The following is a 24,413-nucleotide window of genomic DNA, read 5'->3' as shown; positions in this document are numbered from 1 at the left end:
TATTTCCGCCATGTGAGCCGCTGATGCCCCACCCCGCGCAAAAACCGCCCCCGGCCCGTGGACCCGGGTATGACCTGGTGTTTTGTACAGTCTTCCCGGACCGGCCGGTCGGCCTGTTCGGGGTGCACATGCCAGGCTCATATGTCTCGCTCCGTGGCCAGCTTCTTGCGGAGCGTGTTGTGCTGGGTACGCGGGAGAACTAGCCTCCCTTGCGCCCGTTGCCGAACATTCGTCTGGTAACCGCCTTCCGTTGATCCCCAGTGCCGGAGAACGCCATGCAGGTGACCTTGCATCAGGACAAATGCGTCGCCTCGGGACAGTGCGTCCTCGCCGCCCAGGACGTGTTCGACCAGCGGGACAAGGACGGTCTCGCCGTACTCCTCGACGACCGCCCGCCGGCTGAGCTGCACGACGACGTCCGTCACGCGGCCGCCGTCTGCCCCGCCCTGGCGATCGCCCTGGCCGACTCGTGAGCACACCGCGGAACGTCGTGATCGTGGGTGCCTCGGTCGCGGGGCTCACCGCGGCGGTCACACTGCGCACCGAGGGGTACGACGGAAGGCTCACCCTCATCGGCGACGAGCCCCACACCCCCTACAACCGCCCGCCGTTGTCCAAGCAGATCCTGGCGGGCACCTGGGAGCCGGACCGGATCAAGCTGCGCACCGACGAGGAGCTGTCCGCCCTCGACGCGCGGCTGCTGTTCGGCAGCTCCGCCAGCGGCCTGGACACCGCCGCCCGCCGGGTGGTGCTGGACGGCGGTGCCAGCGTCTCCTACGACGCCCTGGTCATCGCCACCGGTGTCACCCCCAACAGCCTGCCCGGCGCCCACCATCTGGCCGGGGTGCATCTGCTGCGCACCCTCGACGACGCCCTCGCCCTGCGCGCCGATCTGCGCCGCAAGCCGGGTGCGAGGGTGGCGGTGGTCGGCGCGGGCTTCCTCGGCTCGGAGGCCGCGGCGGCGGCCCGCAGGATGCGGCTGGACGTCACCATGATCGACCCCCGGCCGGTGCCGATGCGGCGGCAGTTCGGCGATCGGATAGCCGCCCTGGTCGGGCAGTTGCACAAGAAGAACGGGGTGTCCATGCGCTGTGGCACCGGGGTACGGCGGTTCTTCGAGTCCGGCGGCCGGGTGACCGGTCTCGAACTCACCGACGACACACTGCTGGACGCCGATGTCGTGGTGGTCGCCATCGGCGCCGCCCCGGCGATCGGCTGGCTGGCCGGATCCGGCCTTGAGCTGCGCAACGGTGTCGAATGCGATCCCACCTGCCGCGCGGCGCCGGGCGTCTACGCGGCCGGTGATGTCGCCTCGTGGCACAACAACCACTTCGGCTGCCGGATGCGGCTGGAACACCGGCTGAACGCCACGGAACAGGCGCGGGCCGTCGCCCACAACGTGCTCGGCGAGAACCAGCCGTTCGCCCCCGTGCCGTACTTCTGGACCGATCAGTACGACGCCCATATCCAGGCGTACGGCATCTTCCCCGCCGACGCCGAACTCGCCGTGCTCCACGGCGAGCTCGAGGGCGGCCACTTCGTCGTCGCCTATGGACACCGGGGCCGGGTGGTCGGGGTCCTCGGCTGGAACAGCCCCTGCGAGCTGCGCAAACTGCGTCAACTCGTGGTTGACCGGGCACCGTGGGCATCGATCCTGCCCGCTCCCCAGGCGGTGTGGCCCGGCCGACACCTCTCGGCCAGTCTCCGGTGACCGCGACGTCAATTTCCGGCCATGCGCTCTCGCGAGGCTGGCCAGGTGCTGGTCCGTCGTCTTCTCCTTCAACGTGTCGCCGTCGCTCCTGGTCACTGCCGGCTCCTCGGGCTCGCCGGGTCGCTGGCCCTGGCAGCGGGCGGAGCGACGGCCGGAGCGCTACCGGTGGGGAACGCCCTCACCCCTGACTCCGGGAGAGAGGCGCTCGGGCTGATCAGCACCTACTTCGGGCTGGTGCTGCTGATCGCGGCGTGGTGGCTGCTGGGGCGCGAGGTGCGCGGGCCGAAGCCGCCCGGCCCCCGCTCCCTGCTGATCACGCTCGCCACCTGGGCGGCTCCCCTGCTGCCCGGGCCGCCGCTGTTCAGCCGGGATGTGTACAGCTACCTCGCCCAGGGCGCCATGGTGCACGCCCGCATCGACGTCTACACCCACGGCCCCATCCGCCTCGGCGGGCCGCTGGCGGACGAGGTGGCGCCGGTGTGGCAGCACACCCCGACGCCGTACGGCCCGGTCTCGCTGGCCTTCGAATCGGCCATCGCTCATGCCTCGCGCGCCGAGCCGTCGCTCGGGGTGATCGGGCTGCGGCTGATCGCGCTGCTCGGGGTGGCGCTGATGGTGCTCGCACTGCCCGTTCTGGCCCGCCGCTGCGGCACCGACCCGAGCGCCGCCCTGTGGCTGGGCGGTCTCAACCCGCTCCTGCTGCTGCATCTGGTGGGTGGGGCGCACAATGATGCCGTGATGCTCGGGCTGCTCGGGGCCGGGTTGGTGGCCGCGACGGGCCGATGGCCGGCCTGTGGCGCGGTGCTGGTCACGCTCGCCGCCCTGGTCAAGGCCCCGGCCGCGCTGGGGCTGCTGGCGGTCGCCACGCTGTGGGCGCGCCGGGTGGAGGGCCGCAGGCGCCGCGTCGGCGCCGTGGCGGCCACCGCCGCGCTGTCCCTGGCCACCACGGGAGTGGCGACGGCCGTCACCGGCACCGGCTACGGCTGGATCTCCGCGCTCACCATCCCGGCCTCACCGGACAACTGGGCGCTGACCAGCACGCTCGGCCGCGCCACCGGCGCCCTGCTGGAGGCCGTCGGCAGCGGACTGGCGCCGCTGGCCGCGCCCGCGTGGCACGGTCTGGGGCTGCTGGCCACCGCCGTGGCCATCGGGGCCGCCTGGCTGCGCCCGCCCCGGCCCCGGCCGGTGTACGCGCTGGGGCTGAGCCTGATCGCGGTGGCCGTGCTGGGCCCGGCGATCCGGCCCTGGTACGTGCTGTGGGGGCTGTTCGTGATCGCGGCGGCCGGTCCCGGCGGAACGGTGCGCAAGGCGGTGGTGGCCGGGAGCGGGGTGCTCGCGCTGGCCGTGCTGCCCAATGGGTTCGCGCCGGATTCGCGGCAGCTGACGTACGCCGTGTGCGGGGGTGCGCTGGCGGTGTGCGCGCTGTGGTGCGTACGGCATACGCCGGGGTTCGCCACCGGCAACGCGCTGCCCGCCGTCTCCGGCGGCCACCGATCGGAGCGTTCGGCATGACGGGGCCCACCACATCGCGTGGACGGCTGGTCCTGGCGCTCGCCCTGACCGTGGCGGTGGCGCTGTTCCTGGCCTTCGTCCCGCTGCACCGGCACTGGTTCGACCTCAACGTCTACTACGACGCCGTGGGCCACTGGCTGCGGGACGGCCGTATCTACGACTTCACCATCCCCGGCGCGGACGGGGCGGACTACGGCTTCACCTATCCGCCCTTCGCCGCGCTGTGCATGCTGCCGATGGCCCTGTTCACCTGGCCGGCCGCGATCACCCTGAGCATGGTGCTCAACGTGGCCGCCTCGGCCATCCTGCTCACCTGGCTGATCGGGCCGATCGTCCGGCGGCACGGCTGGAACAAGTGGTTCGCCTTCGTGGTGGCGGCCTGCCTGTTCGTCCTGCTGGAGCCGGTGCGGGACACCTTCAGCTTCGGGCAGGTCAATCTGCTGCTGCTGGTGCTGGTGTTCTTCGACGCCTGGCTGCTGTCCACGGGGCATGGCCGGTTCGCCGGCTGCGGCATCGGGCTCGCCGCCGCCATCAAGCTCACCCCGGCGATCTTCATCGGCTATCTGCTGATCACCCGGCGGTGGCGTGCCGCCGCGACCGCCACGGGCACCGCCGCGGCCGCCACCCTGCTGGCCCTGGCGGTGGCGCCCGGGGCCTCACGGGTCTACTGGACCGAGGCGCTGTGGGACACCGACCGGATCGGGGTGCTCTCCTACGTCTCCAACCAGTCGTGGGAAGGGGTGCTGGCCCGGCTGTTCGATCCGGTGCCGCCGAGCGGGGTGGTGTGGGCGCTCGGGGTGCTCGCGGTGCTGGCCGTCTGGGCGCACCGGGTGCGCTGCGCGGTGGCCGTCGGGGACGAGCGGGCCGGGTTCGCGCTGACCGGGGTGACCGCCTGTCTGATCAGCCCGATCACCTGGGTGCACCATCTGGTGTGGCTGATTCCGGCCCTGGCGGTGCTGGTCGACAGCGGGCTGCGGCCGGACGCGCCACCGGCCCGGCGCAGGCTGCTGCTCCAGGTCGGTGCGGTGGTGTACGTGCTGCTGTGCAGCAGTGTGGTGTGGCTGTGGCGGTTCGACTCCACCGGGGTGGACGGCTTCCTCGGCAGCAACACCTATGTGTGGATCTGCCTCGGCCTGCTGATCGCGCTCCCGCTGCGCGGTGCGCGTTCCGCGACGATGCTGGGTCAAGAGCCATATCCGGCACGTATCCCATGACCGACAGGAGTGTCCGGACCGATGCCTGAAGCGATGCCGCGCCCCGCGGAGCAGCCCCTGGACCGGCCCGCGGAGCAGGCGGGGCGCCGGCCTCTGTACCGGCGGCTGCCGCTGCGCCAGATCCTGTGTCTGCTGCCGCTGCTCGTCGTGGCCGTCTGGGTGGTCCAGCACCGGTCGCTGATCGGCTCCGGAGCCCGTCAGATGTTCACCGCCAATCCGTACTGGCTGCTGACGGCGGTGGCGACCACCGGGCTGGGCTGGGTGGCGGTGTCGTTCGCCCGGCAGGGCACGGTGCTGGAGCGGCTGCCGGCCAGGCGGCTGTTCGCCACCCAGTTCGCCGCGGGGGCGGCCAACCACCTGCTGCCGTCGGGGATCGGCGCCAGCGCGGTCAACATCCGGTTCATGACGGGCTGCGGGCTGCCGCCCGCCCGCTCCTCGGCGGCGCTCGCCCTGTACTTCCTGGCGGAGGCCACGGCCCGGGTGGGGTTGCTGCTGGTGCTGCTGGTGGCGTTTCCCGAGGCGCTGCGGCTGGGCCCGCTGCTCCCGGAGTCGGTGAGCGGGACGGTGGTGGCCGGGGTGGTGGCGGCGGCCGGGGTGCTGGTGGCCGGGGTGGCGCTGATCCGTCCGGTGCGCCGGCTCGTGGTGACGTTCCTGCGCACCGCGCTGGCCGACGCCCGTTCGCTGCATATGCGGCCGTCCAGGGCGCTGGCGCTGTGGGGTGGTTCGCTGGCGTTTCCGCTGCTCCAGGCGACGGGGCTGGTGGCGGTCGCGCTGGCGCTGGAGCTCGAGGTGCGGCCGGCCCATGTGATGCTCGCGTATCTGGCCGCCACGGCGGTGGCCGCCGTCGTCCCCGCCCCCGGTGGTATCGGCTCGGTCGACGCGGCGCTGGTCATCGCGCTGGTGGCGGCGGGGGCGCCGGTCGAGTCGGCCACGTCCACGGTGCTGGCGTACCGCTTCATCACGGTGTGGCTGCCGCTGATCCCCGGGGCGCTGGTGCTGGGCGGACTGGTCCGCTGGAAGATCGTCTGACCCGGCGGGGTCAGGGCCCGCGCAGGGTCCGGCGGGGTCAGGGCCCGCGCAGGGTGAGGACGTCATCGGGCCGGACGTCGATGTGCGAGCCGAGGAAGGCCCCGACCCGGTCGAGGGTTCCGCCCAGCCATGCGGCGTCCTCGTGGCCGGGGCGCTCCAGCCGCATCCGCCGTGACCGCAGGGGCACCATGCGCAGGTTCAGCAGACGGCCGGTGTCCGGGTCCAGCTCGGGGAAGTAGAGCAGCCGCAGATCGTCGCGGTACCGCTCGTAGCCGCCGATGCCCTCGTAGTCGTCGACCATGTCGCCGCAGCCGTAGAGGACCAGCTTGCCGCGGTACACCTCGAGGGGGCGGGGGTGGTGGGAGGAGTGGCCGTGGACGAGGTCTACACCGCCGTCGATCAGGGCGTGGGCGAAGTGGACCTGGTCCGGTGAGACGCCGTACCCCCAGTTGCCGCCCCAGTGCACCGAGGCGACGGCGAGGTCGCCGGGGCGCTTGAGCTGCCGTACGCGGACGGTGATCGCGTGCGCGCGGGCGTCCGACAGCTCGGGCAGGAAGTCGACCCCGGACCGCCCCTCCGTCGCGGCCCACCGGCCCGGAATGCCGCTGGAGGCCGCGCCGAACGAGAAGACCAGCACCCGGCGGTGGTCCCCGGCCGGGACGGCGGCGGGGCGCCGCGCGGCGGCCGCGTCACGGCCCGCTCCGGCCACCCGGAGCCCGGCGGCGGCCAGGGAGTCGAGCGTCTCGTCGAGCCCGCGCCTGCCGGCGTCGAGCACATGGTTGTTGGCCAGGACGCAGACATCGGGCCGGACCGCGGTCAGACAGGGGAGGTTGTCCGGGCTCATCCGGTAGTGGACGTCCTTCCCCGGGGCGAACTCATCACTGCGGGTGACGCTCGTCTCCAGGTTGATCACCCGCACCCCGGGCGCCTCCTCGTCCAGCACCGCCAGGGCGTCGCCCCAGGGCCAGGAGAAGTCCACCGGGCGCGGGATCGGGCCGTTGGCCTCCTCGGCCAGCTCCACATAGGCACGGGAGTCACGGATGTAGGGCTCATGGAGCTCCGGATCGCCCGGATGCGGCAGGATCTGGTCGACCCCGCGGGCGAGCATCACGTCGCCGCAGAGGAACAGCGTCACCGCCGTGTCGTGCATACCTCAACGATAGGCGCGCGTCGCCATGAGTGATCGTGCCCGGGGTGGGGACCCGGAGGGGCGGCGTCAGGGCCGAGGGCGTGGGCGTCACGCGGCACGGGCTCCGACCTCCTGCCCCAGACGGGCGCAGGTGCGGTTGATGAGCCGGGAGACATGCATCTGGGAGATGCCGAGCCGATCGGCGATCCGGCTCTGGGTCTCGTCGCAGAAGAACCGCAGGTAGAGAATTTCCCGCTCGCGCTCGGGAAGCCTGCGCAGGCACGGCTTGAGGGATTCGCGCTGGACCACCCGCTCATAGGAGGACTCGGTGGCGCCGAGGGTGTCCACCAGCGCGTAGCCGTCGTCCGCGCCGCGCAGTGCGGCGTCCAGCGACAGCGTGCGGAAGCTGTCGAGCGCCTCCATGCCGACGAGGACGTCCTCCTCGGTCATGCCGGTGTGCCGGGCGATGTCCTTGACGCTGGGCGAGCGGTCGTCCGGTGAACGGGTCAGCTCCTGGATGGCGGTGCGGACCCGGTTGCGCAGCTCCTGGACCCGGCGCGGGACGTGCAGACCCCACATATGGTCGCGGAAGTGCCGCTTGACCTCGCCGACCACGGTCGGGACGGCGTAGCTCTCGAAGGCCGAACCCCGGTCCGGCTCATAGCGCTTGACCGCCTTGACCAGGCCGACCATGGCCACCTGCCGCAGATCCTCGGAGCTTTCACCGCGGTTGCGGAACTGTGAGGCGATGCGCTCGGCCATCGGCATCCAGGCCCGGACGACATCCTGCCGCAGGGTCTCCTTCTCCTGACCGTCCGGCAGATCGGCGATCCGGCGGAAGTCGGCGGAGGTGTCGGGGGCGTCGTCGTGTGCGTGCTTGGAGTGTGCTCGGGGGTGTGCTCGGGGGTGTGCTCGTGCGGACGTCATGGGCTGGTCTCCCTTGGGCTGTCGTATCGGTGTCACCACAGGCTCTGACAATCCGGACAACTCGGGCGACCGTGAACACGCCTTGCGCAGCCGGGCTGCTCCCATGGCGTGCCTCCGGTCCGAAGCACACTGTGCGCGTGCCCCTCCTCGGCACAGCGAAACGGAGTTCGCCCCCATGGATGCGGGTCCATAGGGTGCGTTATGCGTCACATCGGTCCGGTGCGCGGCCCGTACGGGCATGTGGGAGGGGTCGCGACAAGGTTGCGGCCCGCGGCCAAGATTTACGCAGCCTTTCCCGCCGTTTCGCCCATGTGCCGTTGTCCGTACCGGCTTGGCGGAAGAGACTGCACCGGTTCCCCCGCTTCCCTTCGAACGCCACAGGAGACCGGAGCGTCATGACCTCCATAGACCGTCGAAGATTCATGCAACTTGCCGGCACCGGCACGGCCATGTCCCTCCTCTCCGCCAGCATCGCCCGCGCCGCGGAGATTCCGGCGAACCGCCGGACCGGAAGCCTGCGGGACATCGAGCACATCGTCGTGCTGATGCAGGAGAACCGCTCGTTCGACCACTACTTCGGCAGCCTGCGCGGGGTACGGGGATTCGGCGATCCGCGACCGGTGCGGCTGCCCAGCGGCAAGCCGGTGTGGCACCAGTCCGACGGCTCCAAGGAGGTCCTGCCGTTCCGCCCCGAGGTGAACGACCTCGGGCTCCAGTTCCTCCAGGACCTGCCGCACGGCTGGGGCGACGGCCATGTGGCGTTCAACGACGGCGCGTACGACAAGTGGGTGCCCTCGAAGTCGGCCACCACCATGGCGTATCTGACCCGCGAGGACATTCCGTTCCACTACGCGCTGGCCGACGCCTTCACCATCTGCGACGCCTACCACTGCTCGTTCATCGGCTCCACGGACCCCAACCGCTACTACCTGTGGTCCGGTTACACCGGGAACGACGGCAAGGGCGGCGGCCCGGTGCTGGACAACGCGGAGGCCGGCTACGGCTGGACCACCTACCCCGAGCGCCTGGAGAAGGCCGGGATCTCCTGGAAGGTCTACCAGGACATCGGCGACGGGCTCGACGCCAAGGGCGGCTGGGGCTGGATCGACGACGCCTACCGCGGCAACTACGGCGACAACTCGCTGCTGTACTTCAACCAGTACCGCGACGCCAAGCCCGGCGACCCGCTGTACGACAAGGCCCGCACCGGTACCGACGCCAAGAACGGCGACGGCTTCTTCGACGTCCTGCGGGCCGATGTGAAGGCCGGCAAGCTGCCGCAGATCTCCTGGATCGCGGCCCCCGAAGCCTTCACCGAGCACCCCAACTGGCCCGCCAACTACGGCGCCTGGTACATCGCCCAGGTGCTGGACGCGCTCACCTCCGACCCCGAGGTGTGGAGCAGGACCGCGCTGCTCCTCACCTACGACGAGAACGACGGCTTCTTCGACCACGTGGTGCCGCCGTACGCGCCCGCCGCCAAGCGGGGCGCCTCGACCGTGGACACCACCGGGGAGCTGTACGCCGGCTCCTCCTCGCAGCCCGCGGGCCCGTACGGGCTGGGGCAGCGGGTGCCGATGCTGGTGGTGTCGCCGTGGAGCAAGGGCGGCTGGGTGTGCTCGCAGACGCTGGACCACACCTCGGTCATCCGGCTCATGGAGCAGCGCTTCGGCGTCGAGGAGCCGAACATCTCGCCGTGGCGGCGGGCGGTGTGCGGCGATCTGACCGAGGCCTTCGACTTCTCCCGGACCGATGTGAAGGTCCCGGCCCTGCCGGACACCAGCGGCTACCGGCCCAAGGACAACGAGCGGCACCCGGACTATGTGCCGGCGCTCCCGGCGAACCCCTCGCTGCCCCGGCAGGAGTCCGGGCTCCGCCCGGCCAGGCCGCTGCCGTACGACCTGTCGGCCGATGCCACGACCGGCGCCGACGGCGGTCTGCGGGTCGACTTCGTCCACCACGGCAAGGGCACCGCCGCGCACTTCCACGTGACCTCCGCGAGCCATGAGGGCGGGCCGTGGGGCTACACCGTCGAGGCGGGCAACCGGCTGTCCGGCAGCTGGCAGCGCTCCTCGGCGGACAACGGCGCCTATGACCTCCAGGTGCACGGTCCGGCCGGTTTCCTGCGTCACTTCACCGGTCACGCCGGCGGCGAGGGCCCCGAGGTGAGCGCCCGTCACGACCGGGCGACCGGGGAGGTCAAGCTGACCCTCGTCAACCAGGGCGACGCGACGGTGCGGCTCACCGTCACGGACGGCTACCACAAGGAGAAGCCGGTGAACTACCGGCTCCGGCCGGGCGCGCGGGTGGTGCACACCGCCCGCACCGGACGCAGCCACCAGTGGTACGACGTGTCGGTGGTCTCCGACCACGACAGTGGCTATCTGCGCCGGCTGGCCGGGCATGTGGAGACCGGCCGTGCGGGGATGAGCGACCCCGCGCTCTCGGCGGACTGAGCCTCCGCCACCGGTCCCTCGTCGCGCGCCCGTCCGGCTCCCCGCCGGGCGGGCGCGCGGTGCTTCTCCCCCTCGCCCATCGCTCGGGCCGTCAGCCTCAGATATGACGCTCGGGCCGTCAGCGCCGCGCGCCCGAGGCGCGGGTGCGGAACCCGGCCGGGGTCTCGCCCGAGCGCCGCCGGAAGAACTTGGTGAAGACGGTGGCGTCCGGGAAGCCGAGCCGCTCGCCGATGGCCGTGGCGGACAGATCGGTGTGCACCAGCAGCCGCTTGGCCTCGAGCAGCACCCGGTCGTCGATGAACCGCTTGGCGCCGCATCCGACGGTGGCGCGGGTGGCCCGGGTCAGGGTGCGGACGCTGTAGCCCAGCCGGTCCGCGTAGTCCTCGACCCGGTGGGTGCGGGTGTAGTCGCGCTCCACGGCCTGCTGGAAGCGGCGGAACGCCGCACTGCCTGCCGTGTCCGCGCTCCGGGCGCCGGGCAGATGGGCCAGCCGCAGCACGAGGACGGCGACGAGGTGGCGCACCACCTCGACATGCGCCTCCAGCGGCCCGGACACCGTCCGGTACTCGCTCTCCAGCAGATCCAGGACGCCCCGGACGGCCTCGGCGTCGGCGCCCTCGGGCACCACCAGCGGGGACCGGGACGCGGGCCGGTCCAGCCGGGCGACCGCGGCGGTGGCGGCGCCGAGATAGCCGGGCGGGAAGAGCACGGCGGCACCGTCCGCCGCGCCGAGGGCGGACCGGAACTGGTGGATCTGCCCGGGGCGCACCCACATCCAGCCGCCCTCGGTCAGCTCGTGCTCGGTGAAGTCCACCGAGCAGCGCAGCGTCCCGGAGCGTACGGTGATCAGCTGGTGGAAGGCGAGCCGCATCGGGGCGTGGACATCGAGGCCATGGCTCCGGGCGCGGGCGGCGAGCCCGGGGAAGTCCAGCACGACCGCTCCCGGCGGGGCTCCCACGGAGGGCCGGAACGGAACCTCGGTGACATCACGGTGTCCGTTTCTGTCCATAGCGCGTCTTCAGTGTACGGCTGGTGTCCCCTGGTCCGCATCTAGCGTGGAGTGCGTTGTGGTGAACGGGTGACCGAAAGAGTCCCCGTGGTCACCGCTTCCCCTTCCATCGAGAGCATTCCACCCGAAGCAGCCGAGGGAGCGCGCCACCGTGCGATTGATCGTGGGCATGACAGGAGCAACGGGTGCCGTGTTCGGCGTCCGGCTGCTGGAGACGCTGGCCGAGCTGCCCGGGGTGGAGACCCATCTGGTGCTCAGCCGCTGGGCGCGCACCACGATCGAGCTGGAGACCGGCCGGTCCGCCCGTGAGGTGGCCGGGCTCGCCGATGTGACCCACTCCCCCGAGGACCAGGGCGCCACCATCTCCTCCGGCTCCTTCCGCACCGACGGCATGATCATCGCGCCGTGCTCGATGAAGACCCTCGCCGGGATCCGGGCCGGATACGCCGACGGGCTGGTGGGCCGCGCCGCGGACGTGGTCCTCAAGGAGCGGCGCCGGCTCGTCCTGGTACCGAGGGAGACCCCGCTCAGCGAGATCCACCTGGAGAACATGCTGGCGCTCTCCCGGATGGGCGTGCGGATGGTCCCGCCCATGCCCGCCTTCTACAACCACCCCCGGTCGGTGGACGACATCGTCGACCACCTCACGGCCCGCCTCCTGGACCAGTTCGACCTGCCCGCGCCCGCCGCCAAGCGGTGGGCGGGCATGCGCGCCGCGCGCGGCCCGAAGCCCACCGCCGCCTGATTCCCCCGCCCCTCGCCTACTTGGAGTTCCCATGGCCTACGACGACTTCCGCGGCTTCCTCGACGCCCTCCGGAAGGAGGGTCAGCTGCTGCACATCGACGACGAGGTGATGCCGGAGCCGGACATCGCCGCAGCCGCGAACGCGGCCCCGCGCCTGGGCGGCCACGCCCCCGCGCTGTACTTCGACCGCGTCAAGGGCTTCACCGACGCGCGGATCGCGCTCAATGTGCACGGCTCCTGGGCCAATCACGCGCTCGCGCTCGGCCTGCCCAAGGAGACCGGCACCAAGGAGCAGGTGGAGGAGTTCATCCGCCGCTGGGACACCTTCCCGGTGACCCCCGAGTGGCGCGAGAACCCGGTGTGGGCCGAGAACACCCTGGAGGGCGAGGACGCCGACATCTTCCGGGTGCTTCCGCTGATCCGGCTCAACGACGGCGACGGCGGCTTCTACATCGACAAGGCGGCCGTGATCTCCAAGGACCCCGCCGACCCCCAGCACAGCGGCAAGCAGAACGTCGGCATCTACCGCATCGAGGTCAAGGGCAGGCGCACGCTCGCCATCCAACCGGTGCCGATGCATGACATCGCCCAGCATCTGCACACCGCCGAGGAGCGGGGCGAGGACCTGCCCGTGGCCATCGCGCTCGGCAACGAGCCGGTGATCTCCATCGTGGCCTCCACCCCGATGGAGTACGAGCAGAACGAGTACGAGCTGGCCGGCGCCCTGCGCGGCGCCCCCGCCCCGGTCTCCCGGGCCCCGCTCACCGGGCTGCCCGTGCCGTGGGGCAGCGAGGTGGTCATCGAGGGCGTCATCGAAGGCCGGAGGCGGGAGATCGAGGGGCCGTTCGGCGAGTTCACCGGCCACTACTCCGGCGGCCGGAACATGCCCGTGATCCGTATCGACCGGATCTCCTACCGCACCGCCCCGATCTTCGAGCACCTCTACCTCGGCATGCCGTGGACCGAGGTGGACTATCTGATCGCCGCCAACACCTGTGTGCCGCTGTACAAGCAGCTGCGCCGCGACTTCCCCGAGGTCCAGGCGGTCAACGCGATGTACACCCACGGGCTGGTGGTCATCGTGTCCACCAAGAAGCGCTACGGCGGTTTCGCCAAGGCGGTCGGCATGCGGGTGCTGACCACTCCGCACGGCCTCGGTTACGCCGCCACCGTGATCGTGGTGGACGAGGACGTCGACCCGTTCGACCTCCCCCAGGTGATGTGGGCGCTGTCCACGAAGATGAACCCGGCGGGCGATCTGGTGCGGATCCCCAATCTGTCGGTGCTGGAGCTGGCCCCGCAGGCCAGCACGCCCGGTATCACCGACAAGCTCATCATCGACGCCACCACCCCCGTCGCCCCCGACAACCGCGGCAACTACGGCACCCAGGTGCGCGATCTACCCGAGACGGCCGAGTGGCTGACCCGGCTGCGGCAGCTCGCCGCCACCCGCTGACCACACCACCGACACCCCATCCCACCCCAACCCCACCTCACGGAAGGACTTCGGATGTCCGACACCACTCCCCCGCGCCCGGCCTCCCCGTGCCCGCGCTGTGCCCACGAGACGATCGAGCACATCACCGGCTCCCCCGTCCCCGGCGTCTGGGAGGTGCTCCAGTGCGCACGGTGCCTGTACATGTGGCGCACCAGCGAGCCCGCACGGCGCACCCGGCGCGACGCCTACCCGGAGGAGTTCATGCTGACGCCCGAGGACATCGGTGCCGCGCCGGAGGTCCCGGCCGTTCCGCCGCTGCTCAGGGCCCGAGGCCGGAACGGCTACCAGGTGACCGGGAGTGCGTACACTCCGTAGATCACCGCGTCGTACGTGAACGGGATGTCCGCCAGGTCCGCCGCCATCCGCAGGGTGGGGACGCGGCGGAACAGGGCGGGGTAGACCACCTGGAGCTCCATCCGGGCCAGCGGGAGGTGGTCACGGTCTTCCTCCGAGGGCCGGTCGGGAGTGGGCCCCCGTTGATCAGTCCCGAGACTCGCTCAGCTGGATCGCGGCCGCCGGGCAGACACTCGCGGCCTCCCGGACGGCCGTGTGCTGCCCGTCGGCGGGCTCGGCGTCGAGCAGCAGGACGATGCGCCGTCCTCCTCGCGCTGGTCGAACACCTCGGGCGCGATGAGCACACACTGGCCCGCGCCGCAGCACTTCTCCTCGTCGACGGTGATCTTCATGTCCGGGCCTCCTTGGCTGGGGAACGGCGGGTGACGGGGGCGAGGAGCAGACCGGTGATGGCGTCGGTGAGCGCACCGGCCGTGTCGTACCAGGACGGCTGGCGCGTACTGGTCCCCTCGGCGAGGGCGCGCTCCCGTTCGGCACAGGTGTGGGTGATCAACTGGCGGGCCATGTCGCCGCGTTCGGCCCGTACCTCGGCGGGCAGGGCGTCCAGGCAGCCGCCCAGGCCGTGGAGGGTCTCCCGCAGCGGCTCCCGGGTGAGGGCCTCGTCGGTGACGATCGCCCGCAGCACGGGGTCGGTCATCACCTGGACGGCGAACCGGGCGTACCAGGAGGGGACGCCCAGGGTGGCCAGGTGCTCGGTGGCGGGGCGCACCAGGCAGGCGACCCAGTCCCGGACCTCCTCACTGCCGCGGGTCTCCTCCGCCATCCGCCGCCGGATCTCCTCGATCGCCTCGGAGTGCTTGCGCATGATGGCGCGGACCAGATCCGCCCTGGTGCCGAAGTGATAGCCGACCGCGGCGACATTGCCCTGTCCGGCCGCCTCGCTGATCTGCCGGTTCGACACCGCGACCAGGCCGTGCTCGGCGTAGAGCCGCTCCGCCGCGGCCATGATGGCCTCGCGGGTCCCGGCGGAGCGGACGGTGCGTGCGTCGGTCACCGTGGCCTCCAGTCTCCGTGGTTCCTGTGAGCTGTCGCGGCCACCCTAAAGCGCGTGAATTAAATAAAGCAACTGATTGAAGAGCGGCGGCGGGTGGCCGGGCCCTCGGGAAAACGGCGATCAGCCGGCCCTCGGGGAGAGGCGCACCTCCGGGGTTTCATCGAAGCGCGGAGACATCGGATCTGTCACTGAACCCCCGATGGGATAGCGGCCACTACGCCCATAAATATCCCCTAGTCCCAGGGTGCTCCTCCGGCCATTCCCTCCCCAGCCGTTGACCTCATCCGATGTTTCTCCTACGTTGCGGTCGAATCTCAACCGGGGAGGCTGTAGATGAGACCCGCGCTCAGGCGCATATCCGTGGTCGCCGCCGCAGCGGCGGTCCTGACCGCGCTGCCGGGCGCCGCATCGGCCGAGGGACGGCCCGAGGGGCGTACGTATCACGTCGCCACCTGGGGCACCGACCACGACAGCGGCAGCTCGCGCCATCCGTTCCGCACCATCGGCCGCTGCACCGAGCAGGTCGGGCCCGGCGACACCTGTGTGATCCACCGGGGGAACTACCGCGAGCGGGTCGCCCCGCCCTCGGGCCGCGCCGACGCCCCGGTCACCCTGGCGGCGTACGGGGACGGGCCGGTCACCGTCGACGGGACGCGGGCGGTGACCGGGTGGAAGGACGCGGGCGGCGGTCTGGTGGCCGCCGATGTGGACCTCCCGCTCGACCGCAGCGAGAACGCGCTGTTCCTGGACGGCGAGCGCGCCATGGAGGGCCGCTGGCCCAACTCCGGCTCCGATCCGCTCAATCCGTCCTGGGCGGTGGCCGAGCGCTCCTCCACCGATCAGCACATCGACGACCCGGATCTGCCGGACGGCGACTTCACCGGCGCCACCGTCCATCTGTGGGCCGGTTCCAATCCATGGAGCCAGCAGACCGGCACGGTGACCGCCACCTCGGACGGCGCCCTCGACTTCACGGGCGGCAACTACCGCTGCACCCCGCTGTGCATGGGCGACCAGAACTACCGCAACTACTACCTGGTCGGCGCCAAGGCCACGCTGGACCAGCCCGGTGAGTGGTACTACGACAAGGACGCGCGCCGCCTCTATCTGGTCCCGCCCAAGGGCGGTGTCACGGGCCACACCGTCACCGCGAAGTACGAGAGCTGGGGCGTGGACCTCTCGCACAGCTCCCATGTCACCGTGCGCGGTCTGGAACTGTGGGGCACCTCGCTGCGCACCGGCGCGGACAGCACCGGTGTGCTGGTCGAGGGGGTCCGGGCCCGCTACATCTCGGAGTTCTCCACGCTCCCCATGCCGCGCGACGACGAACTGGCCATCCCGCCCGGCGAGGGCCACATCGTCGCCTCGCGGGTGCTGAACTCCGGTGTCCAGATCCTCGGCCGGGGCAACACCCTGCGCGACAGCGACATCGGCTACTCCGCGGGCACGGGTGTGCTGCTGCGCGGCAGCGGCAACACCGTCACCGGCAACTACATCCACGACGTGGGCTGGATGGGCAGCTACACACCCGGTATCGAGATCAACGGCAGCGGCCAGACCGTCACCCACAACACCGTCCGGCGCACCGGCCGGGCGAGCATCGACACCGCCTGGCAGCTGAACGGTGTGCCCTTCCACGACAACCGGATCGCCTACAACGACCTCTCGGAGGCGATGCGCACCTCACGTGACGGCAGCCCGTTCTATGTGTGCTGCAACCTGGACGCCAAGGGCACCAGCGTCGACCACAACACCGTGCATGACGCGGACGGCCAGGTCGGCTACTACATCGACAACTCCTCCGGCAACTTCCTGCTGCACCACAACGTGGCGTACAACACCGGCACCCGCGGCACCTTCTTCAACGGCCACAGCAGTGTCAGCCTCGGCAACCGCGATCACAACTCCTCGTACGGCACGGGCATTTCCACCGCCGCCGTCCGGCTGAGCGGCGCCACCGACGCCACCGGGACGTACGTCAGCAACGACGCGGCGCTCACCCCGATGGAGATCTCCGGTCCCGGCGACCCCGCCCCCGTCGTACGGAGCAACCTGCTGCCGCCCACCGATCCGCGCTACACCGACGCGCGCAACGGCGAACTCTGGCCGCGCGCGGACTCCCCCGCCATCGACGCGGGCGAAAAGGTCGACGGGGTGACCGGCGAGGTCCGGGGCGACGGGCCGGACCAGGGGGCGTACGAGTACGGCGAGCCCATCTGGTCGTCCGGCTGCCGACTGGCGGGCTGTGAGACCCGGGTCCGCAACGACGGCTGGAAGGCCACCGCCTCCGGTGGCGCCGATGCCTCGGCCGCCGTGGACGGGGTGCAGACCACCCAGTGGAAGGGGGACGCTCCGCAGGCCGCCGGTCAGTCCCTCACCGTGGATCTGGGCGCCGCGAAGACCTTCGGCCGGCTGGCGATCGACGCGGGCCTTGACGCCACCGGACACCCCTATGGCTTCACCGTCTCGGTCAGCCGCGACGGTGAGCACTGGGGGACGCCGGTGGCCCGGGTCAGCGGCCGCTCCTTCACCCAGGACGCGGTCTTCGAGCAGCGCACCGCCCGCTATCTGCGGATCGAGCTGACGCGGCCGGGCGAGAACCCCTGGGCGGTGAACGAGATCCGGCTCTACTCCGACGGTCCCGACGCGGCCGCCACCCTTCAGGCGGAGCGCGCCGAGGTGGTCCGGGGCGTCGAGCGTGGCGAGGCGGCCACCTCGGTCCTCGGAACGGGGGACGCGATCGGCTTGCGGGGCGTGCGGTTCGGCGCGGGCGCGGACACGCTGACGGTGCGGCTGGCGTCCGGCGGCTGCGGGGACTGCGCCCTGCGGCTGCGCCTGGACTCACCCGAAGGGCCGGTGGCGGCCACGCTTCCGGTGCGCGGGACCGGCGGCACCGACGAGTGGCGGGAGCGTTCGGTGCGGCTCCCCCGTACGGTGACCGGCACCCATGATGTCTATCTCGTCGCCACGGGCGGCCACCGGGTGGCCGCCGTGGACTGGCTGACGTTGCGTTAGGCGCGAGGAGGTGGGGGCGTGGCCGCGCCCTGGCGTACCGCGCGCCCCACCTCCGTCCGCAGCGCGATGAACTCCGGCAGCCCCCGGGTGGCGATCTGGTCGCGTTCGGCGGGCAGCGTCACCGGCAGGTCCGCCCGCACCCGGCCCGGCCCCGCGGCCAGCACCACCACCCGGTCCGCCACATAGACGCTCTCGTCGATGTCATGGGTGACCAGCAGAATCGTCATTCCCTCGGCGCGGTGCAGCCGCAGCAGCAGATCCTCCAGGTCCTCCCGGGTCTGGGCGTCCAGCGCGCCGAACGGCTCGTCCATCAGCAGCAGCGCGGGCCGGGCGGCCAGCGCGCGGGCGAGCGCGACACGCTGCTGCATGCCGCCCGACAGCTGCCAGGGGTGGCGGCGGGCGGCGTCGGCCAGGCCCACCTGCTCCAGCATGGCCACTGCCGCCGCATGGCGTTCCGCGCGGGACAGTCCGCGCCGCCGCAGCGGAAGGGCGACGTTCTCCCGCACCGTGAGCCAGGGGAAGAGCGAGCGGCTGTAGTCCTGGAAGACCACTCCGAGCCGGTCCGGCACGCCGTCCACCACCTCCCCGTCCAGGGTGATCCGCCCGGCGGAGGGGCGGATCAGGCCCGCGACACAGCGCAGCAGGGTGGACTTGCCACAGCCGGACGGGCCGACGAGGGTGAGCAACTGCCCTTCGGGGACGGAGAGTTCGATGTCCCGGAGCACATCGGGGCCGTCGCCGTAGCGATGGCTGAGCCGGTCGATCCGCAGCATGTCCGCCTCACCGGGCCCAGGGCTCGTACGCCGGGGAGTCGTCGGCGGGGACCCGGACCTGGAGCAGCAGCGGGCCGTCGTCACGGCCGAGGGCGAGGGCACGGTCGAGGGCCTCGGGCAGGTGGCCGGGGTGCTCCACCCGTTCGGCCGGGCAGCCGAAGGACCCGGCGAGCGCGGCGAAGTCGATGCCGCCGATGTCGGTGCCCGGCACGTGTGCGATGCCGATGCGGTGGCCCAGCGCCTTGACCGCGCTGTAGCCGCCGTTGTCGAGCAGGACGTAGCTCACCGGGGCGCGGTGCCGGGCCGCGGTCCACAGGGCCTGCACCGAGTAGAGCGCCGAGCCGTCGCCGACGACGCACACCACCCGTTCGCCGTCCGCGAGGGCGCGGCCGACCGCGAGCGGCAGCCCCCAGCCCAGCGCGCCGCTGCCGGTGGTGAGGAAGCGGCCCTCGCCGCTGATGGGGAGGCGGGCGTGGAGGGCGTCGCGGTGGCTGGGGGTCTCCTCGACCAGCACGGTGTCCCGGGGCAGCCGCTCGCGCAGCAGGTCCATCACCAGCTCGGGGGAGATCTCCTCCGCCGACGTGGCCGGCCGCGGCCCGGGGGCGGGCCGCGGCGGTGGCGCGGCCCGGTCGGCGGGCCGGACGAGATCGGTGAGGGCGCGCAGGGCGGGCCCGAGGGTGGTGACGATGCTGGTGCCCACCGGGAGCCACGCGGCCTGCGCGGGGTCGCAGTCGAGGTGGTACAGCTCGGTGCCGTCGGCGAGCGGCGGGGCCTCGCTGTGCACATGGTAGGTGAACAGCGGGGCGCCGAGCGCGACCACCACATCGTGGGCGGCCAGCCGCTCCGCCAGCTGGTCGGCGACGGGCGGCAGAAAGCCCTGGAAGAGCGGGTGGCGTTCGTCGAAGCCGGAGCGTCCGGAGAGCGGGCTGATCCACACCGCCGCCCGCAGCCGCTCGGCCAGTTCGGTCACTTGCCGTACGGCGCGCTCGTCGTCCACGCCCGGCCCGACGACCAGCGCGGGGCGCGCCGAGGCGTCGAGCGCTCGGGCGAGGCCGGTGAGCGCGGCGGGGTCGGCGGTGTAGCCGCCGTGGACGGTGCGCGGGGCGACCGGCTCGGCGGGGCGGTCCCAGTCGTCCTCCGGTACGGAGAGGAAGACCGGGCCCCGGGGGTGGCTCATGGCGACGCGGTGGGCCTCGGCGAGCGCGGCCGGCACATCGGCGGCCCGCTCCGGCTGCCTGCTGAACTTCACATACGGGCGCGGGAACCGGGCCGGCTCGTCGGCGCCGAGGAAGGGCCGCAGCGGCAGCAGCGCACGGGACTGCTGCCCCGCGATGATCACCACCGGCACCCGGTCCCGGTAGGCGTTGAACACCGCTCCCAGGGAGTGGCCCACTCCCCCGGCGGAGTGCAGGCTGACCAGCGCCGCCCGCCCGGTGCCCAAGGCGTGGCCCGCGGCCATGGCGACGGCGGTGGACTCGTGCAGGCCGAGCACATAGCGGAAGTCCTCGGGCCAGTCGCGGAACATCCGCAGTTCGGTGGAGCCGGGGTTGCCGAAGACGGTCGTCATCCCGGTGGCGCGGCACAGTGCCAGCACCGCCTCGCGGACCGTGGTGGTCGGGGGGTGGGCGGTGGGCTCGGCCATGGGGCCACCTCCTCTGCTGGGTGTGGGGGCGTGTCCTGCGTACGGGTGCTACGGGTGGTCAGGTGCGGTGCGCCGCGCGGTGTCTGCCGAGGGCCAGGCGCTCGACGGCGAGCAGCGCGCTGTTGAGCAGATGCCCGAGCGCGCCGAGCAGCACCATCACCGCCCACACCGTGAGCAGATCGGAGCGGGTCTGCGCGTCGGTGAGCGAGAAGCCTATGCCGTCGGCGGTGCCGGGCAGCAGCTCCGAGAACACCATCAGGATGAGCGAGAGCGACAGGCTCAGCCGCAGCCCGGCGAAGATGCGCGGGAGCGCGGCGGGCAGATACAGCAGCACGATCCGCTCGGCGGGGCGCATCCGTACGGTGGCGGCGACGTCCAGCCGCAGCGGGTCGATGCCGCGTACCCCCTCGGCCGTGTTGATCAGTACGGGCCAGATGGCGCCGAAGACGATGGAGGCGAGCTGCATCGGCGTGCCGAGGTCGAAGACCACGACGAAGACGGGCACCAGCGCGGGCGGGGGCACGGCGCGGGCGAACTGGAGCACCGGATCGCACAGCGCGTACACGGTGCGCGAACGGCCCAGGGCGAGCCCCAGCACGATGCCACCGGCCGCGGCGAGGGCGAATCCGGCGAGCACCCGGCCGAGGCTGGGCAGCAGATCGCGGACCGCCGCGTCGGTGAGGAACGCCCGTTCGGCGGGGCCGGAGAACCACAGGTGATAGCCGTGCTCGACGATCCGGGCGGGGGTCGGGAAGAAGACGCTGCCGCGGGCCCGCGCGGCGAGTTGCCACAGCACCACCGCCACCACCGGGACGCCGAGCCGCAGCGCGAGGGTCCGGGGCAGCCGCCGTGCGGCGCCGAGCGGGGTGGCCGGCGCGGTCATGCGCGGCTCCCGCGGTGCTCGGGCGCCCAGGGGAACAGCCGCCGTTCGACCGCGGTGAGCGCCAGGTTGATGACGAGGCCGAGCGCGCCCGCCCACACCACTCCGGCCAGCACATCGCGGGTGCCGTCGGTGGCCATGCCCGCCTGGGCGATGAAGGTGCCGAGACCCTCGCCGAATCCGGCGAGGATCTCGCCGGCCACGGCGAGGATCAGGGCGGTGGCCGCCGAGATGCGCACCCCGGCGGCGATGAACGGGGCGGCCGAGGGCAGACTGGCCATCAAGAGGACGGCGAGCCGCCCGAAGCCGAAGGCGCGCAGCGTGTCCTTGGCCAGCGGATCGGTCTCGCCGAGGCCGTAGACGGTGTTGAACAGCACGGGCCAGACACACGCGTAGGTGACGAGGGCGACCGTGGTCTCGCTGCCGGCGCCGAGCAGCAGCGACACCAGGGGGATCAGGGCCACCGACGGCACCGGGCGCAGGAATTCGATCAGCACCCGCGTGGCCTGCGCGGCCGCCGGGACACTGCCCAGCAGCAGCCCGAGGGGGATCGCGAGGGCGCAGGCGAGGGCGAGCCCGGTGGCCCATGCCTCGAGGGTGGCGCCGACGCCGTTCAGGAAGGTGGTGTCGCCGCCGAGTTCGACGGCCCGTACCAGCACCTCGGAGGCGGGGGGCAGAAAGGTGCTCCGCACCATCCCGGAGCGGCCCAGGGCCTCACAGGCGGCGAAGGCCACGAGCACGCCGACGGCGCCGAGCAGCGCGTTCCTGGCCCGCCCGGTGCGCTTCCGCCCGGCCGTCGCGGGGCTCATCTGGTGGGCTGGTACAGGACGGCGGCGGGGTCGAGGTCCTTGGTGAGCAGCTTCTGCGTCCGCATCAGCGAGATGAGCCGCTTCAGCTGGGCGACGCTGGAGGTGGCCGGGTAGTCGGGCAGGCCGATGGCGGCGGCCTCCTCCGGTTTGATCTTCGTATAGCCGGGCAGCGCCTTCTCCACGGCGCCGCGGTCCTTGGCGGCCACGGCCTGGGCGGCGGAGATGGCACGCTGGAAGGCGGCGGCGGTCTTGGGGTACTTGTCGATGAAGGTGTCGGTGGTGACATAGCCGCTGAGCGGCAGTCCGGCGACGGGTGCCGCGTTGCCGTCGACCACCGTACGGGCCTTCAGGTCACGCTTGAGCGCCGTGGCGAAGGGCTCGGCGGCGTGCACGGCGTCCACCTGGCCCCGCTCCAGCACCGAGCCCATCTGCGGGAACGGCACCTGGCGGTACTCGGGCCGGCCGACCCCGGCCTTGCCCAGGGTGGCGTTGAGGGTGAGCGACTGGATGTTGTTGAGGATGTTGACCGCGACCTTCTTGCCCGCGAGGTCCCGCGGCTCCTTGATCTTGGAGTCGGCGGGCACCAGCACATCCATCATGTGCGGGGCGTTGCGCGCGCCCTCGGCCAGCACCCGGGTGGCCAGGGTGCCCTTCTCGCGGGCCTGGAGGAACGTCACGAAGTTGGCGCCGCCGATGACGTCCACCTGGCCGTGGGCGAGCGCGGGCAGCGCCTGGACGCTCTGCTGGACCGGCTGGACGCGGACGTTCAGCCCTTCCTTCGCGAAGAGTCTGCGGTCCATGGCGATGTGCAGGGCGGCCACATCGGCGAGCGGCAGTCCGGCCACCGTGATGGTCTTCTTCTCCGGCCCGCCCCCGCCGCCGGAGTCCTCGCCGGAGCCGCCGCATCCGGCGAGCAGCACGGCGGTGACCGTGGCGGCCGCGGCCAACTTTGCCGGGGATAAGCGCAGTTGGTCTCTCATGGCATTTCACGATAGGGGCCGTGCGCTGTTCACACCATGGTCGGGAAGACCTCTACGACGGTGCCGGCACAGCACCGAAGCCGACAATTCCTAGGAGCGTCGGCCCGCGGAGGCGGCGGCACGCACGTGGACAGTGTTCTCAAGAGCCCCCAGCGCGCCGATCTCGATCCGCAGCACATCGCCGTCGGCGAGCGACTTGCCCTGTGCGACGCCTACGCCCGCCGGGGTGCCCGTCGCGATGACGTCACCCGGTTCCAGCGTCATGGTCCGGCTGGCCGCGGAGATCAGGCGGGCCACGGAGAAGATCATGTCTGCGGTCGACCCGTCCTGCTCCAGCTTCCCGTTGCGCCACAGACGTACCGTCAGATCCTGCACATCGGGAACGGCCCACGCGGGAGTAAGCGAAGGTCCCAGTGGGCTGAAGGTGTCGAGTCCCTTGCTGGACAGCCAGTCGTAGGCAAAAGGAGGGGCGAGCGGGTTGGCCCGTCGGTGGTGCCCACGGGCGGAGATGTCGTTCATGATGGTGTAACCGGCCACGTGCTCGAGCGCCGCGTCCTCGGCGATGTCCCGTCCTCCGGTGCCGATCACCACTGCCAGCTCGGCCTCCCAGTCGACACTCGCGTCCGGGTCGTCGGGAAGGACCACCGATTCCCCCGGGCCGATGATGGAGGTCCGGGGGAGCAGGAAGAAGTACGGCTCAAGGTCTGACGGCACACTCGAGATCCCCATCTCCCGCAGGTGGCCCGTGTAGTTGGCCCCCGCGCAGATCAGCTTGCCCGGCGTGCGCAGCGGGGCCAGTATGCGCGCGCCCTCGAGCGGCGCCCCCTCTCTCGGGTCGACCGAGCGCAGCGCCGATGCGGCCATGCTCCAGCACGCCACCACATCCGCGAGGTCTCCCGTCAGACCGGGCAGAGCCGGGAGGGTGAAGAGACGCTCGTTGACCAGGGCTGCGAGGTGCGGAGCGCCATCAGCGTCAGGCTGGACACTTACCAGACTCCAGGGCGGCATAGAGGACTCCTCCGGCAGTACGGTCGATGGCTAGAAGTGTACACACTTAGCACGCAAGTGCCGCCACCGCCGTGGGAGCAGTTCGGGCTGCACGGCCCGCCAGGAGGAGATCTCTTCGTGGCTGAGGACCCGCACCGATCCGGCGGCACCGGCGGCCAGCCAGGCCCGGCATGTCGCGGACAGCAGCCACATGCGTGTCACCGCCGTCCCCGGTGCACCCGAGACGGTGAACGCGCCATTGCCGCGCAGGGCAACGGCGTCCCCACGCCCCAGAGTGCGCACCGCCGCATCGGCGAGGTCCCGGCTGCGCAGCAGCCGCGCATCGGCGTGCACCGGGACGGAACGGCCGACTCAGGCACCCTGCCCGTGCAGGGGGCGCACTCGATCCGCGACAGCTGCCACGGCGAACACATCCGGCGGCTGGGCGCGCGCGACGGCGGCGACATCCGGGCGGGCCGCGTACACCCGCAGATGAAGCCAGCTCTCCGCCGGCGCTCCCGGTGGCAGCCGGGTGGCATCGAGCGGAACGGTCACCAGGTCGTCCCGGGTGACGCCGGACAGCGGCACAGCCGGCGTGATGAGCATGGCGGCGCCCTCGCGCGCCGACACATGACCGAACGCGTCCACCAGGCCCAGCGCGGACATCACATGGCCGGATTCGGCCAACTCGTCGCGCAAACCGGCCTTGAGTATCTCTTGCCCATCGCCTGTCACACCCTAAACTGTAT

General features: G+C 71.9%; 22 protein-coding genes and 2 pseudogenes. 10 read left to right on the top strand and 14 right to left on the bottom strand.

All coding sequences use genetic code 11. The features are described 5' to 3' along the window. Positions 1–275: 275 nt before the first annotated feature. Genes KHP12_RS47890 through KHP12_RS47870 form a run of 5 tightly spaced genes read left to right on the top strand, consistent with a single transcriptional unit; the run spans position 276 to position 5,466 of the window. Entirely contained in the window at positions 276–473 is a 198-nt protein-coding gene (locus KHP12_RS47890) for a ferredoxin (RefSeq protein ID WP_086885529.1), read from the top strand. Then, positions 470–1,711 carry an NAD(P)/FAD-dependent oxidoreductase gene (locus tag KHP12_RS47885; protein ID WP_208653235.1) on the top strand — a complete coding sequence of 414 codons (1,242 nt, stop codon included), beginning with the start codon at positions 470–472 and terminating at the stop codon, positions 1,709–1,711. Before KHP12_RS47890 ends, KHP12_RS47885 begins: the two co-directional genes overlap by 4 nt. 21 nt (positions 1,712–1,732) lie before the next feature. Next, on the top strand, positions 1,733–3,223 hold the full coding sequence (gene mptB, locus KHP12_RS47880; RefSeq protein WP_244203346.1) for a polyprenol phosphomannose-dependent alpha 1,6 mannosyltransferase MptB: 1,491 nt from the start codon (positions 1,733–1,735) through the stop codon (positions 3,221–3,223). Next, entirely contained in the window at positions 3,220–4,437 is a 1,218-nt protein-coding gene (locus KHP12_RS47875) for a glycosyltransferase 87 family protein (RefSeq protein WP_086885518.1), read from the top strand. Before mptB ends, KHP12_RS47875 begins: the two co-directional genes overlap by 4 nt. Positions 4,438–4,458: 21 nt before the next feature. Then, positions 4,459–5,466 carry a lysylphosphatidylglycerol synthase transmembrane domain-containing protein gene (locus KHP12_RS47870; protein WP_245010016.1) on the top strand — a complete coding sequence of 336 codons (1,008 nt, stop codon included), beginning with the start codon at positions 4,459–4,461 and terminating at the stop codon, positions 5,464–5,466. A gap of 37 nt (positions 5,467–5,503) precedes the next feature. Here KHP12_RS47870 and KHP12_RS47865 read toward each other — a convergent pair whose 3' ends face one another. Both KHP12_RS47865 and KHP12_RS47860 read right to left on the bottom strand, forming a co-directional pair. Then, positions 5,504–6,616: a CapA family protein gene (locus KHP12_RS47865; RefSeq protein WP_086883730.1), complete on the bottom strand. Its 1,113-nt coding sequence runs from the start codon at positions 6,614–6,616 to the stop codon at positions 5,504–5,506. An 87-nt stretch (positions 6,617–6,703) separates the two neighbouring features. Beyond that, positions 6,704–7,522, bottom strand: coding sequence for a SigB/SigF/SigG family RNA polymerase sigma factor (locus KHP12_RS47860; protein WP_086883729.1), 819 nt, complete (start codon positions 7,520–7,522; stop codon positions 6,704–6,706). Positions 7,523–7,917: 395 nt separating this feature from the next. Here KHP12_RS47860 and KHP12_RS47855 point away from each other — a divergent pair, with 395 nt between their 5' ends. Then, positions 7,918–9,978 carry a phosphocholine-specific phospholipase C gene (locus KHP12_RS47855; RefSeq protein ID WP_211834685.1) on the top strand — a complete coding sequence of 687 codons (2,061 nt, stop codon included), beginning with the start codon at positions 7,918–7,920 and terminating at the stop codon, positions 9,976–9,978. Positions 9,979–10,096: 118 nt separating this feature from the next. Here KHP12_RS47855 and KHP12_RS47850 read toward each other — a convergent pair whose 3' ends face one another. Continuing rightward, on the bottom strand, positions 10,097–10,987 hold the full coding sequence (locus KHP12_RS47850; protein WP_211834684.1) for a helix-turn-helix transcriptional regulator: 891 nt from the start codon (positions 10,985–10,987) through the stop codon (positions 10,097–10,099). Between the two features lie 151 nt (positions 10,988–11,138). On the opposite strand from KHP12_RS47850, the gene KHP12_RS47845 reads away from it, so the two are divergent. Genes KHP12_RS47845 through KHP12_RS47835 form a run of 3 tightly spaced genes read left to right on the top strand, consistent with a single transcriptional unit; the run spans position 11,139 to position 13,545 of the window. Beyond that, positions 11,139–11,732: a non-oxidative hydroxyarylic acid decarboxylases subunit B gene (locus KHP12_RS47845; protein WP_086883726.1), complete on the top strand. Its 594-nt coding sequence runs from the start codon at positions 11,139–11,141 to the stop codon at positions 11,730–11,732. 31 nt (positions 11,733–11,763) lie between these two features. Continuing rightward, positions 11,764–13,188, top strand: a complete 1,425-nt coding sequence (locus tag KHP12_RS47840; RefSeq protein WP_211834683.1) for a non-oxidative hydroxyarylic acid decarboxylases subunit C — start codon at positions 11,764–11,766, stop codon at positions 13,186–13,188. A gap of 54 nt (positions 13,189–13,242) precedes the next feature. Next, positions 13,243–13,545: a non-oxidative hydroxyarylic acid decarboxylases subunit D gene (locus KHP12_RS47835; RefSeq protein WP_210608906.1), complete on the top strand. Its 303-nt coding sequence runs from the start codon at positions 13,243–13,245 to the stop codon at positions 13,543–13,545. Here the strand turns inward: KHP12_RS47835 and KHP12_RS47830 are convergent. The 3 genes and pseudogenes from KHP12_RS47830 to KHP12_RS47820 all read right to left on the bottom strand — a co-directional run. After that, positions 13,512–13,658, bottom strand: a pseudogene (locus tag KHP12_RS47830) (cytochrome P450); the annotation flags it as partial. The gene KHP12_RS47835 and the pseudogene KHP12_RS47830 overlap by 34 nt on opposite strands. A 52-nt stretch (positions 13,659–13,710) precedes the next feature. Then, a pseudogene (locus tag KHP12_RS47825) lies at positions 13,711–13,916 on the bottom strand (ferredoxin). Then, entirely contained in the window at positions 13,913–14,530 is a 618-nt protein-coding gene (locus KHP12_RS47820) for a TetR/AcrR family transcriptional regulator (RefSeq protein ID WP_210610326.1), read from the bottom strand. The pseudogene KHP12_RS47825 and the gene KHP12_RS47820 overlap by 4 nt, the downstream one beginning before the upstream one ends. 381 nt (positions 14,531–14,911) lie before the next feature. Here KHP12_RS47820 and KHP12_RS47815 point away from each other — a divergent pair, with 381 nt between their 5' ends. Next, on the top strand, positions 14,912–17,593 hold the full coding sequence (locus tag KHP12_RS47815) for a carbohydrate-binding protein (RefSeq protein ID WP_210608908.1): 2,682 nt from the start codon (positions 14,912–14,914) through the stop codon (positions 17,591–17,593). On the opposite strand, the gene KHP12_RS47810 is transcribed toward KHP12_RS47815, so the two are convergent. The 8 genes from KHP12_RS47810 to KHP12_RS52030 form a co-directional block, all read right to left on the bottom strand. Next, a complete protein-coding gene (locus tag KHP12_RS47810; RefSeq protein WP_210608909.1) occupies positions 17,590–18,366 on the bottom strand; it encodes an ABC transporter ATP-binding protein in 777 nt (258 codons plus the stop codon). The two genes, KHP12_RS47815 and KHP12_RS47810, sit on opposite strands and share 4 nt — an antisense overlap. Before the next feature lie 7 nt (positions 18,367–18,373). Next, positions 18,374–20,008 (bottom strand): benzoylformate decarboxylase, encoded by a 1,635-nt coding sequence (mdlC, locus tag KHP12_RS47805; RefSeq protein ID WP_210608910.1) that lies wholly within the window; start codon positions 20,006–20,008, stop codon positions 18,374–18,376. Positions 20,009–20,066: 58 nt separating this feature from the next. Further along, a complete protein-coding gene (locus KHP12_RS47800; protein ID WP_211834682.1) occupies positions 20,067–20,891 on the bottom strand; it encodes an ABC transporter permease in 825 nt (274 codons plus the stop codon). Continuing rightward, positions 20,888–21,697, bottom strand: a complete 810-nt coding sequence (locus KHP12_RS47795) for an ABC transporter permease (RefSeq protein WP_086882546.1) — start codon at positions 21,695–21,697, stop codon at positions 20,888–20,890. The genes KHP12_RS47800 and KHP12_RS47795 overlap by 4 nt, the downstream gene beginning before the upstream one ends. Further along, the gene (locus KHP12_RS47790; RefSeq protein WP_208653047.1) at positions 21,694–22,677 is read right to left on the bottom strand and encodes an ABC transporter substrate-binding protein; all 984 of its coding nucleotides are present in this window, start codon (positions 22,675–22,677) and stop codon (positions 21,694–21,696) included. The genes KHP12_RS47795 and KHP12_RS47790 overlap by 4 nt, the downstream gene beginning before the upstream one ends. A 90-nt stretch (positions 22,678–22,767) precedes the next feature. After that, on the bottom strand, positions 22,768–23,685 hold the full coding sequence (locus KHP12_RS47785; RefSeq protein ID WP_246648943.1) for a fumarylacetoacetate hydrolase family protein: 918 nt from the start codon (positions 23,683–23,685) through the stop codon (positions 22,768–22,770). Between the two features lie 30 nt (positions 23,686–23,715). Continuing rightward, positions 23,716–24,018 carry a hypothetical protein gene (locus KHP12_RS52035; protein ID WP_246648938.1) on the bottom strand — a complete coding sequence of 101 codons (303 nt, stop codon included), beginning with the start codon at positions 24,016–24,018 and terminating at the stop codon, positions 23,716–23,718. Positions 24,019–24,036: 18 nt separating this feature from the next. Continuing rightward, positions 24,037–24,399 (bottom strand): class II aldolase/adducin family protein, encoded by a 363-nt coding sequence (locus tag KHP12_RS52030; RefSeq protein WP_308289541.1) that lies wholly within the window; start codon positions 24,397–24,399, stop codon positions 24,037–24,039. Positions 24,400–24,413 lie beyond the last annotated feature (14 nt).

Origin of the sequence: Streptomyces asiaticus (genome assembly GCF_018138715.1) — a bacterium.
GTDB classification, from domain to species: domain Bacteria; phylum Actinomycetota; class Actinomycetes; order Streptomycetales; family Streptomycetaceae; genus Streptomyces; species Streptomyces asiaticus.
This window is presented reverse-complemented; position numbering and strand designations above follow the sequence as displayed.